4 protein-coding genes are annotated in these 13679 nt (G+C 45.7%); 3 read left to right on the top strand and 1 reads right to left on the bottom strand.

Translation table 11 applies throughout. The annotated features are described in order from the left end of the window. Positions 1-75: 75 nt before the first annotated feature. The 3 genes from COT43_11190 to COT43_11180 all read left to right on the top strand — a co-directional run bounded on the left by COT43_11190 (position 76) and on the right by COT43_11180 (position 11805). Positions 76-4251, top strand: coding sequence for a hypothetical protein (locus COT43_11190; GenBank protein ID PIS27309.1), 4176 nt, complete (start codon positions 76-78; stop codon positions 4249-4251). 16 nt (positions 4252-4267) lie between these two features. Then, positions 4268-4450 (top strand): hypothetical protein, encoded by a 183-nt coding sequence (locus COT43_11185; protein ID PIS27308.1) that lies wholly within the window; start codon positions 4268-4270, stop codon positions 4448-4450. Positions 4451-4734: 284 nt separating this feature from the next. After that, positions 4735-11805, top strand: coding sequence for a hypothetical protein (locus tag COT43_11180; GenBank protein ID PIS27307.1), 7071 nt, complete (start codon positions 4735-4737; stop codon positions 11803-11805). A gap of 443 nt (positions 11806-12248) precedes the next feature. On the opposite strand, the gene COT43_11175 is transcribed toward COT43_11180, so the two are convergent. Next, a partial coding sequence (locus COT43_11175; GenBank protein ID PIS27306.1) for a hypothetical protein occupies positions 12249-13679 on the bottom strand: 1431 nt, incomplete at its 5' end.

Here is a 13679-nt window from a genome sequence, read left to right as displayed (position 1 = left end):
GATTATGTTTCCGACTTTATAACTAAAAAGTATAAAAATGAAGATGATTACTAACCATAAAAGAGGAGAAGAGTTATGAAGAAGTTGTTAGTGCTAATGTTGGTTTTCGCTGCATTTGGATTTGCAGCACAGGCTAATATTGACGGTGATGTGCTATTAACCGTACCGAATGAGGAAGGTATGGCTCCTAAGTCAGCTATCACTAACAGTTTTACTGTTGGTACGAGAGCTACTACGGAGGTCATCCGTGATATGTGTGTCGGTAGCGATTTTGACGATGATGGGAAAAAAGAAGTATTGTTAGCTTCTTATGGCGTTGGCGGTAAAGCGTACGTTTACGAGATTACCGGCGATAACACTGCTGAACTGATGTTCGAAACAGCCGATTTTGGTTCGGCCTATACCAGTGCCTGCCGCGACGTCAGATTTGGCGATCTGGACGGAAATGGCAAACAAGAACTGATCGTAAGCATAAACTCAGCCAACGTCGCCATCGGCGGTCTCTGGGTTTATGAATATGATACGGTTGGTGATTCCATGAGAGCGCCTGTTCAAATATTGAGCAGTCTTGTAACCGGTGACCGTTGGTATGTTGAAAATATGACCATCGGTGATGTGGATGGTGACGGTATTCAGGAAATTATTTTCGGAAATAATGGAAGCACTAATGCGAAAGACAATTTCTATATTGCTTCTGTTGATTCAGGTGATTTCGCTTCTGGTAAAATTAGAACAAAAATTGAATTCACTCATGGCAAATCGAGCCTCACATTCCCGGCCGGCGGGTCACCCTATGGTGGTGTAATCGGGGATATGGATGGCGATGGCCACAATGAAGTTCTGTTTGCTCCTTGGGACAATGGCGCATTGTTTATTGTGGAAGCTGATACTGCCGACACTTACACCGTGCTTAATTATATTGAAACGGATCTGGATGTTCGGGATGATTTTGCATTTTACGATTTTGCTCCGGCGGATCTGGACAACGATGGACGTGATGAGGTCTACATTTCAATGTATGATGCAGGTGCTCTGTATGTAATTACCTGTCCAGTTGGTACGGAACTAAGTGCATTGACCACTGCGAATGTTCATCGGTTGGAACCCATGGGGGGATCCGGTGGAGTTTGCACGCAGATTGGTGATTTCGACGGCAACGGAAGAATGAATATTTATGCCTCGAATGGCGGCACTACCATTACCGTCCACGAGTATCAAGGCGGAGATCCCACAGTTGCGACAAACTGGATCAAATTGAATTCGTTGACCGATAGCAATTTCAACGGTATTTTCGGTATGCGTTATGCGGGCGATCTCGACGGTGATGGCTACGATGAGATATATGCCGCCAACACTGGTACAGTATCTACCGCAAGAGCCGTAGCAATTGAAATGGATTATGAATATCTGGATCTGGCACTGACATTTGACGATGCCAGTGATGTAGCCAACTGGAGCCATTGGGATGAAGCGAATGGATATACTGTGGAAGCATGGAAATCTGCTGACAGCACCCTCTGTCTTTCCGACGGCGGTTATGGCTTTATCGCCAAACGTCCGGTTGTTGCAACTCCAGGTTGGATATACAAACTATCTATCGACATTAAAACCAGCCGCTGGGCAGGTGCAAGCAATGTGCTCGAACTTTCCGTACAGGGTCTTGGAAATGATGATGTCAAATATTCCTGCATCAAAGATAGCGTATGGACTACATATACGATAGTCGGTGTTGCGGAATCCGATAGCGGCTATATTCGAATAGGTGGTTCAAAAGCTGGTACGGTTGACACTGTATTTGTCGATAATGTAATCTGGGATGAAGGATACCTGGATGTTCTTCCTTCAGCCGACATTGCTACAGCACGTAAAGGAGTCATCGGCGACACTCTTGCTACAATTGGTGTCGTTACAACAAATACAAATTATGGTACCTCCGGTCCTGTTTACATACAGGATGGAACTGCGGGTATAGCTGTCTATAACTATGCTGCGGCCCAAAATGTTGCCCTCGGAGATGAGATACTGGTCATAGGCAAAGTGAAGGATTATAATGGATTGAGGGAGATTGATCCTTTAATTGATTTTGTCGTTTTAAGCAAGGGCAATGTTGTTGAACCGACGATAATCACCGCGCTCGATATGGCAGACAGGGAGACCTATGAAGGTATGCTTGTCACCATCGAGAAATGCGACACAACCGATGCTGGTATTCTCTGGCCGGCAAGCGGATCAAATAAGGGATTCAACTTAAAAGACGACGTAGATTCAACCTTCTATTGCTATATCGATAAAGATACCGATATCGACGGTTCTCCGAAACCGATGGTATGGCCGATGAATTTTACAGGTATTGTCAGCGATTACAATGGCGCTCAACTTATGCCGAGAAGTCTATCTGATATCAAACCGTCAAACCAAGCACCGGGCGCATTTACAATCGTGAATCCGGTTGACGAAACGATTATCACTTCCCTTGGAGATCCTAACATTAAAAAGATCCTTGTGGGAGTAGATTCTGTTCTGGCTCTGTTCACGAGTTGGACAAAAGCAATCGATCCCGATGCGGGTGATATTGTTACATACCAGATGTTTGTTTCCCCTGAAGGGCCAGAAGAAGAAATAGTCACTCTGGATACTTTCATCTATATTCCCATCGATGAAGAAAAACCTTGGGAAATGAATGGGATCTATGAAGTATTTGTTGTTGCAACAGATACATTAGGCGCATCGACGAATAGTGATACAATTTCGATGACTTTTAACTTCCCGGCTCCGCCGGAAATAGTCTATTCAGATGTGGTACTGCTTGACGGCGCGCCAAAATTGTATGCAATGTTCAATATGCCGGTTGAAAAAACCACCGTCGATAATTTTATGATTATTGATCAAAGTGTTACAACTGCTATAGTGCCAACTGCTGTTGATAGCATCGCTCCAAACGCTGTATTAATTTCTGGTAATTTAGTTGAGGGTAATCATATCGCGCTTGCATATAATGGTATAGTTACGACAGGTGGAAGTGTTTCCACAGTTGATACCTCGTATGCTGGTGAAGTACTGATTCCCTTCAGCGCCAATCATCCGGAAGATGCTGCTAAAGTAGTTACAAACTTTGAGACAACTGTGGGTAGTTTTTTGAAGCCGACCTATTCAGGTTCTACAACGGGTATTCTTGATTCATCGAGTTTTGTAGTTTCTGATGATGCGGCTTACCGCGGAACCAAGTCCGGTAAGATGACATTGTGGGATAATCCAGCGGTAAATGGCGGCTGGTATGTGCGCGACTTATATGGTTATCCTTTCACCTATACCGTAAAAACCAATTCGAAGATCATGTTTATGGTCAAAGGAACCAATGCCAATGTAGAAATGCGTCTTTCGGTTAAGGATACCGGTTACGAGCAAGGTCCATGGACCCGTGTATCGCTCAGCGAAGACGACTGGCAGGTTGTCAGTTTTGACCTCCTTAATGATCAAGCGGAAGGCTGGGTCAATGGAAATGGTATCGTTGAAGGCTCGACCGTTGTAATCGAAGGCATTCATATGCGATGCTCCGAAGATGTGGATGTCGTTCTTTATATTGACGAATTTACTGAAAGACAGTTATATACGCCTCGCGATGTAACTTTCAAGGTCAATATGAGCTACTGGACGAAGCTTGGCAAGTTCAATCCGTCTTCTGATTCTCTCGATATAGCCGGTTCGTTCAATGACTGGGGCGCAAATTCCATGATGATGTCCAATACGGATGCTGATACGACCTATGAAATTACGATCCCGGGATTTTATCCAACATCGAGTTTGGAATTCAAGTTTCGCATCAACGGTAGTTGGAATGATGCCACCTGTGAATTCCCCAGCGGCGGTCCTAACCGTACATACGTTGTGCCGGATTCAAACAGCGTCTATTCCGCATGGTATAATAATCAGGTAGATCCGGGAGAGGGACTTGCTGAAGCGGGATTGTTGCCAACAATCTTTGCTCTGCACCAGAACTATCCGAACCCGTTTAATCCGATTACGACCATCAAGTATGATTTACCGAAGGACGCGCATATCAGGATCGTGATCTATGATATGATGGGTCATGAAGTTCGGACGCTGATCAATTCCAATCAGCAGGCCGGTTATCAGGCAATTCAGTGGAATGCGTTGAACAATCAAGGAAAGCAGGTCAGTTCCGGCTATTATATTTATGTAATGCAGGCTGGCGACTTTCTCAAAACTCAAAAAATGATTTTACTGAAATAACATAGTACAAATCAGATTGGAAAAAAGGCTGTCTTCGGGCAGCCTTTTTTTAATTTTAGTCAGTAACCTGCAACCGGTCGCACTGAACAAAAAACTCACCATTTCCGTTTGGGTAAAAATTATCCTAACCGATTATTGTGATCGGTGGCATGAAGAAGATAAAAAAAAGGAAAAATTTTCCTTGAATTTGTTGATTTGAATTGATAATATCGACAGTAAATCATTGCTTAAGGTTCTTTCTAATGTTTTGAAAAAAAAAGACTCACCCAGGCGGCTATCAAAAGCGCTCTAAAGAAGTCGAAGTTGATGTGCTCATTTAAATAATCAAACAAGGAATATTCAACCGATTACTGAAATGACAGACGACATTCCCAACATTTTCTTCCAAAAAATTCTTAAAATATTTTCACAACGATTATTTGTCTGTACTTTAATTACAACCGTCAAAATGGAAATAATTACTATTAACAGAGGAGAAAGAATATGAAAAAGTTACTAATCGTTTTGTTGACCTTTTTCTGCCTAACGACGATAGTATTTGCAATTAATGCAGATCCAGATCCGGATATGGCAGCCAAATGGGCTTTCGAAGCAAAAATTACTCTTCCGCCTGTAATGCAGGGAAAGGGCGTTCCTTTGGTGGCTGGTGATTACTATATCCCGCAAGGAGCAAATCCACTGGGATTTGTATCGCTAAAGGCCGCTGTTGATTCAATTAACGCCAATGGCGTGACCGGAACGGTTAACCTGTTGTTGGATGCAGACACATTAAGGGAAGTAAGTTTTACCTTTAATGCAGCGCTGTCATATGAAAATCACGTCGTTGTCAAACCGGCACCGAGCAGAAATGTAGTTTTAATCGTTACCGGCGGCACTTCAATGGGCAATGGCGTTCAAATGATCGGTTTCACCACGGGATATGTCACCTTTGATGGTAGCAACAATGGAACCGATAGTAAAAATCTGACCGTAACAACAGAACAGATTTTACCTGTTGTAGACGTTCCTTTTGGATTAAATGCCGCCACCGCTGACAGTGTGATTCTGAAGAACCTGGTCATTAAAAACCTAGGCATCACAGGCCAGACCAATTTCAGATATGGTGCGGTGATTAATGACAAAGACGGTGTTTATGGTTTTCGGGTTGAAAACTGCCAGATCGGAACTAATGAGCGTCCGGTACGGCGTGATGGTATTGCTCCTTGGGGCAGTAGTTTAGGGAACCAATTCAATATTGTCAATAACGAGATATATTGCGCCACGCGGGGTGTTGCGACGTTAATGCTAATTAATAGTGAAATCAGGGGTAATATCATTAAAGTACTACCGACGACTGGCGCGAATGGCAATGATTATGTCCACGGTGTTTATATTACTGGTGCGATAGGCCACACGATCATTCGCGAAAACGTCATTCTCTGCCAGGAAAAAACCAACCGGACAACTGCCTATCTCATTGGTATTGCCTTTGCCGGAAATAGTTATTCTAAAACAGATATTATTGATGTTGCCAATAATTTTGTGAATGTTGGCGCGGCCGATGAAACACGTTATGCTTATGGTATCGGATTGCGTTCAACTGGTAATATGGGCAACTTGAAAGTTTATCACAATACGATTGTGTTGAATAATACGGCATCCACGTTAGCGAGTCATGCTGTTGGCAATCATACTACCGGCACAGGACCGGTTAACATCGATTTGAAGAACAATATCATTATTAATAAACATAGTGGCAATGTAGGTTCTTCGGCTATTGGTTTAATCCCCACAACCTCTGTTCTGACGTCGGATTATAACTTGCTCTTTTCCAATCAGAATTTTGTGAATTATAAGGGCACCAGCTACGCTGATCTGGCCGCATGGCAGGCAACAGCACAGGATGCGAATTCAGTATCCAAGGACGTTACCTTTGTGAGTGCGGATGATCTGCATCTTGCCGGCGCATCGATTGGCGATAACAGTTTAGCCAGCTTACCCATTGAATCCATTACAAAAGATATCGATGGCGATGTCCGGAGTATCTATTTTCCGTATATGGGTGCTGACGAAGCCGGTACTGCATTGGTCGGAACGGCTCCCAAAGGTGTATTTTTCTCGGAATACATCGAGGGTAGCAGTAGTAATAAAGCCCTCGAAATTTACAATGCCACAGGCGCTGAAATTGACTTGAGTAAGTACTCGGTAAAACTCGGTGCAAACGGCGCTGTATGGGGCAATACGGAAATGTTGACTGGTTCTTTAGCGGCCGGAGATGTTTATGTTATCGCTAATTCGGCTGCGAGTGCACCAATATTAAGTGTTTCCGACATAACAAGTACCACAACGTATTATAATGGCGACGATGCTCTCGGATTATTTTATGGCGATCAGCAAGTTGATGCTATTGGAAAATATCTGACTGATCCCGGAACAGCTTGGGATGTTGCCGGTGTTACGACCGCCATGTTGGATCATACCATGATCCGTAAACCTTCGGTTGTTACCGGTGATACTAGCTGGACTACATCGGCCGGTACAAACGCCGACGATTCCGAGTGGATTGTCAAAGCCAAGGATACGTTCGGCTACCTCGGTTCGCATAATGCCAAACCGGAATTTACCGATTTGAAATTATGGACGGGGACAGATCAGGTTGCATGGGCTTCTGTCAATTATGACATCGCCGCTGGCTTTAGCATGAATCTGAATCCAGCTGTTGAATATCATTATCTGACATTCGACACTTTAGCGAAGACAAATGTACCTCTGACAGCCGGATATTATGGCTTTAAAGTTGCTACTCATCCAGCCGATTTCTTCACGTACTGGGCTGGACGTGGTGTCGATGCGAACGATGTAAATGCTACAGGTGATACTGCCTGGCAGAAAATTGCCTGGGATATTATCAATGCCGTTGAGCCGAAATTTTATGTAAAAGTCGGAGCAGATGGTAGTCTAAGACTCGTTGACGGTCTCCAGAGATTAGCCGGAGCCGTTGATGATCCATATCTGAGGATCAATGGTAATTATTTAGAAGGTGAATATTCATACACCGGTAAAGTGACCAGCGAGTTTGGATTTGAATCCAATGCGATCACTATCACAATGACATTCACTACACTTAAACCCGAGTTCACAAATATTATGCTCGGTTCTTCGACCGATCAGAAAACATGGTCGAATGTACCCGGAATAATGACCAGCGGTTATAGCATGACGATTGATCCGGCCATCGACTGGTATTATCTGAATTTATTGACCGGAACAACAACCAATTCCCCTTTGAAAGAGGGCTATTATGGTTTCAAAGTCGCTTCCTATCCGACTGGATTTTTTGAATACTGGGCTGGACGCGGCGTTGATGCGAACGATTTAACCGCAACCGGTGATACTGCCTGGCAGAAAATAGCCTGGGATATTATCAATGCCGTTGAGCCAACTTTTTATGTTAAAGTCGCTTCCGATGCAACCCTAAAATTGGTTGACGGGCTCCAGAAGTTAGCCGGAGCAGCTGATGATCCATATTTCCGGATTGATGGCGATTATTTACCCGGAAATTACTTGTATACGGGTACCGTAACGGGGACGAGCGAGGTTGTTTCTGAACCCGTTACGATCGCAATTACATTTAAAGAGAAATCATCTGATATGATCACGATTGCCGGACTACAGGATACGACGGGCAGCGCTATTGCCGGCGATGGCAAATTCAAAGGTCAATGGATTAAGACCACCGGTATCGTGACCGGCGTTGGATCGAATTGCTTCTATCTGCAGGACGCGCCCGGCGGCTGGAATGGAATCTATGCTTATACGAAGACCGCTCCGGCGGTTGTCCTCGGTGACTCCGTCCTCGTCGTTGGTAAAATGGCTGAATATCACAACCTTACCGAAATTGACAGCGTAACGGCGACGGTATTGGCCTCCGGTTGTGCTCTTCCTGTTCCGGTTGTCGTGACTCCCGCCGAATTTGTTCAGGAACAATATGAAGGTGTATTGGTTACCGTTAATAACGTAACCTGTACGAATCCTTCACTTGGATATGGCGAATGGGAGATCACAGATGCGACAGGAGGCAAAACCCGCGTTGATGATCAATTATTCCTCACCGTTGGGAAAACGAACTGGGTGTACAATATCACCGGTGTTGGCAACTACGCGAATTCCAATTTCAAGATCGAACCGCGTAACGCGGCCGATATTGTTGTCGTCAGTTCGCCAACTTCGCGTTTCCTCTGGGAAAAGGACATTTCGAGTTATCCGTTCTTCAAGAACGATCACCTCACACGCGGTATAGCTTTCAATGCCGCAACTAACCATCTGATCGTCGCAAGCAGAACCGGCACACCGAATGTATGGATTCTGGATGCGGCAAACGGCGACACGGTCGGCAGACTGAACATGACCGGCGTAGCGGGTGGCACCTTTGCGATCAATATGCCACGCGTCGATAAAGACGGCGTGATTTATGCATGCAATCTATCGACAAGCACCACTCCTCCGTTCAAAGTCTATCGCTGGGCAGACGAAACCGCCGTTCCGACCATCGCTTATGAAATTGCGGCTCCCGCAAAGAGAATCGGCGATTCTTTCGCAGTCATCGGTTCGGATTCCACCACGATTATGTATGCCAGTGGTTCGTCATCGACCGAAATCAGCGTACTTACAACAGCAGATCACGGCGTCACTTATACAGCCGGAACGCCGATAACGGTTGCAACGGGTATTGCCCGCGGCGGCATTTCCCCGGTTGGAGACGGCACGTTCTGGGTCAATGGCGCTGGGACTTCAACTACTCACATCAGTGCAACGGGTACCGTTCTAAATGCCATTAACGGCGGCTTGGTAGATGGCGGATGGCATTATGTGATGTATATTCATAAACCGTTTACAAAGAAACTTGTTGCGGTAGTAGGAAAGAACAATGCGTTCCGTGGTAATCAGGTTCAGGTTTGGAATGTCAATGAATCAGAAACCGATCCGATATTGGTCGATACGGTTAATACAACCACCGGATATAATGCAAATACGAATGCATGTGCGGATCTGGCTTACAAGATCAACACCGACGGCACAGCGACGATTTACGAAATGATCACGAATAATACGATCGCCGCATGGACTCTGACATTACCGATCGATGCCATACCTATGACTGTTGCCGAAGCCAAGGTTGATGCGAACGGTGATTTTGTTCCCGATCTTGCTGGTAAAACAGTTACATTGAAAGGCCTTGTCACTACTCCGGATTATAATCTCACATATGCCAAGGCATTTAGTTATTACTTCCAGGATCCAACCGGTGGCATCAACCTGTACACTGGCGCATATAAGGATACTTTCCAGATTGGTGATGAAATCGAGGTCGTGGGATTACTCCAGCAATATCGCGGATTGACCGAAATCACTCCGTCAGTCGTTGGTGATATTAAGGTGCTTTCAACCGGAAATACCCCGATTCCTATCAAACTGAAAATCAGAAACATCGGCGAAGCGACCGAAGGTCAGTATGTTCAGCTCGACAGCGTACGGCTTGTTGACGTTACCAAATGGCCGATGCTGGGCAGTTACGCGACATTAAAATTGACCGATGGCGTCGATACGACTGATTTCTTCGTCGATAACGATACCGATATGGATGGCTGGGCAAATCCTCCGAAAGGATTCTTCGGTCTGCGTTGTATCAGCAGTCAGTACACGAAATTGATACCGCCGAATGTCGGCTACCAGGTTATCGGTATTGATACCTCTCATATTTTTTACTACAAAGAACCGTTCCAACCCAAGCCACTGCTTCCATTCTGGTCAAAGAGCGTGTTCTCAGGTAACAATCCGACGTATAACACGGGCAACTACACCCGCGGCATGGCGACCGGAAAGATGGGCGACAAAGAACATGCTTACGTCGTAACCCGTAACGGTGCGCATCGCGTCGTGATTTATGACGCAATGAACGGCGACAGCCTTGGCGTCATTCCCGCTCCGACAACGCAAGTCGGCTTGTTCCCAATCAACGTCGCAGACGTTTCGGAAGATGGCAAACTCTTCGTCTGCAATATGACACTGGATGCCTCCTCCGCTCCGTTTACGGTCTACCGTTGGGACAGCGAAACCGGAACACCGTTAGCAGTGATTTCTTACACCGGACTGAACAAACGCTTCGGCGATATGTTCAGCGTGGTTGGTCGTGCAGACGACAACACGTTGACGATCTACGCCGCGGCCAGTGCAGGCTCCGACATCGTCAAGTTCACAACGACAGACAACGGTGCGACATTTACGCCGACTGTCATCGCAATGCCCAGCGCAATGGGATCCGTACCGAACGTCACTCAGGCAGAAGATGGCACGCTCTGGATCAAATCCGCCGGCAGACAACTCTCGCACAGACTCGCTGACGGAACGATCGACACGGTCGCTTCAAGTGTTGTCGCTACCGGATCTTCCAAGATCAAATACATGAAATGGAAAGATTCGGAACGGATCTTGGTGTATTACTACAATTATAGTACATCAATGACCTCAGAAAGAGTTGACGTCATCGATGTTACGGGCGGCGCGTCTAAGGCAGAGAAGATCGCTTACACGCTTCCATTAGGTAACGTTGCGAATAGCAATGGCACTGGCTCAGTTGACTATACAGTCGTGGACGACAGCACCTTCATCGTTTATGTATTCGGCGCTAACAATGGTCTCGCGGCATTTACGAACAATTCCGAATACGTTCCGGACAACATCAAAGTCGCTTTTTACGGCAACACCGCGACTTTGCATGCCAATACGAGCGGAACCGGATATATTGCCGGAACCAATAACTACGGCGATCTTGGTAAGTATCAGAGAATCGATCTGAAAGCAGGCGACGTATTGTTTGGTTTCAACTATTTCTTTGCGGCGAAGAATATCGTCAATCTTCCCGATACGATCGAACTCGTCGTTAGGACAGTTGAAGCCATTAACGCCGCACCGGATGTTTTGTTAGCCAAGATTCAGATAACGACCGACAAGTTGGATACGGTAAGTGGTCATTTCAACGCTTTCCGTCTCCCGGCGACCATCAAACTTGCCGGACCGGTATTTATCGGCGTTGAATGGGCGGCTTCATGTGACGACCAATTCGCACTTTATGCCGATGCAAACGGCGAAGGCGAATCCGCTCATAGAGCGTGGGAAAAGTATTCCGATGGTACGTTCGGTTATTTCGATCAACCCGGGACACTGACATGGGCGCTCAATGCCGACTTGTGGATCGGTGCGCTTTACATTGAGGGACCCGAAGTGGGCGTCAAGAAAGAAGTGGTTATTCCGACGGATTATGCATTATCGCAGAACTATCCGAACCCGTTCAACCCGACGACGAATATCGCGCTCTCTTTGCCGAAAGCCGCGAAAGTATCGTTGGTCGTATTTAACCTGATCGGTCAGGAAGTTGCGACGATTCATAAGGGTTATCTACCGGCTGGACATTATAAGTTCAACTTCAACGCCAGCAATCTGGCCAGTGGAATTTACTTCTACAGAGTTGAAGCGAATAATTTCAAGTCACTGAAGAAGATGACCATTCTGAAATAACACTTTTTCCAAATTCACGAAAAAGAGGCTGTCGAAAGACAGCCTCTTTTGTTTTGGGGGAATTGGGAAGATTTGTTGAATTCGGGCTGATTCGGTTAGTTAGGTATATTTGTGGGTTCCGGGTTCCATCAGAAATTGATGTAGTGGATCAGGATAAACCTTAAACCATGGTGAAGGATATTAAATTATTGTTGTAAAATTATCCAGTATTTGTGTGCGATTATATCCCGCCAAAAACGGAAATTGCCACGAGTTTTAACTCGTGGATAGTAGTAATGCAAAAGACAAACGGGGTTTTAACCCCACGATGACGGACTAAAGTCCGGTTACATTGCCTCTAACTGACTCCACGACTTAAAAGTCGTGGCAATAATCTGTTCCCCAAATCTGTGGCCACTGCATTATCGGTGTTTGTATTTTCCTGCTTTATAAATTATTAGTGTCTATTCGTGTTTATTCGCGGTTGTCAGCCGGAATGTCAGGATTTTCTTCGCCGGAACGGTTATCTGAAAGGAATTGGGATCCGTCAAAGGAATTGCGCCCAGATCGATCTCCTCGAGTGTCATCTGCCGAACTTCCGTCAATTTGAAGTAAGTCTGAACTTCACCCTGTATTTCTAAATCTGTCGGATTGTAAAGCCGCAAGACGAGCGATTTGGCTGACGCTGTTTCAGGTGATTTCAAGGCGCTGAATATCAAACTTTCCGGTGTGATCCTGAGGAACGACAATTCCGGATTCAAATTGCCGGTTGCGCGTCCGATCTGGATCGATTTTAGTTTGTTGTTGAACGCCAGCGCCGAGCGATAAACATTGCCCGTTTGCCAGTCGCCAACATGCGGCATGAATGCCAGCCGAAAAGTTTGCTTCCCAAGGCATTGCGATCCCTTTTGATAAGAATAATCCTGAACCGAACTCGGTTGAATGACATAAGAGAATGCCCGGAAAAGCGTGATCGCCAACGTTGTCCGCGCGTCGTCTAAAACCTCGTATTCTTTCAAACCATCGACGATGACCGCCGCGCCGGTTTGCCCGTCACTGACATCGACGAAGTGATACATGGGATAATCAACCATTGGCTGTTCGATCCAGTTGGAAGTATCGGTTCTTTTGGTTGGTCGTTTGACGACGTCGAATTGCCCTTCGCCCCACGAATATTCCGCGTCGATGTCCGTTGGAAACATCAGCCTCAGCCGGTGATCTTCCGAGCGATTTTCCAACTCGACATCGAGTTCAACGAAATATGAACCGCGATGAAGTTCTATCCTGAAGTCAAATGGCAATCGATATAAATCTTCAGATCGTTTTCCATGTTGCAGTTTAACGGAAATTTTCAACTCGTGCCGGATATGAACGACCGAAACGAGTTCGCCATTTTCAGTCAGTTGGATGACCGGTTTTAAATTCTTAGTATCGTTGACCGGATCGACAGAAAAATGCGTCCACGCATGACCAGCTTCGCCTTCATCTGAAAAATAGCCGAGTTTGCTGAATTGCTTTCCGGTTGTTTTGTCGAAGACGTCGAATGTTCCGTTGGATTGAATATTAATTCGCAGGGTTTCGTTTTCCAGAATCGTCAGACCGTTTTCAATCCGGCCGATTGTATTTTCCGACTTCTTTGATGATTTCGACGGAACGATCTTCAGCGTGGAATAACCCGTCGGTGACACATTTTCGGCAGAGAAATATCCATGATAGCGTTTCATCCGGAAATACATCGGGCGGTCGTTGAGTCGTTCCAGCACCGGTTCGACGTCTTTCCGGTCGATCAATTGAAATGGAATTTCTTTTCCGGCCAACGTTTGAATCGTAACGTTCCCGGCGTCCATTTTCTGTGGAATATCGATGAAGGTTTCAACGATCTCGCTTCTTGGGAA

The sequence above is a fragment of the Candidatus Marinimicrobia bacterium CG08_land_8_20_14_0_20_45_22 genome, assembly GCA_002774355.1.
Lineage (GTDB): Bacteria > Fidelibacterota > UBA2242 > UBA2242 > UBA2242 > 0-14-0-20-45-22.
Note: the sequence above shows the minus strand (reverse complement) of the source record. Positions and strands in the feature narration are given on the sequence as shown.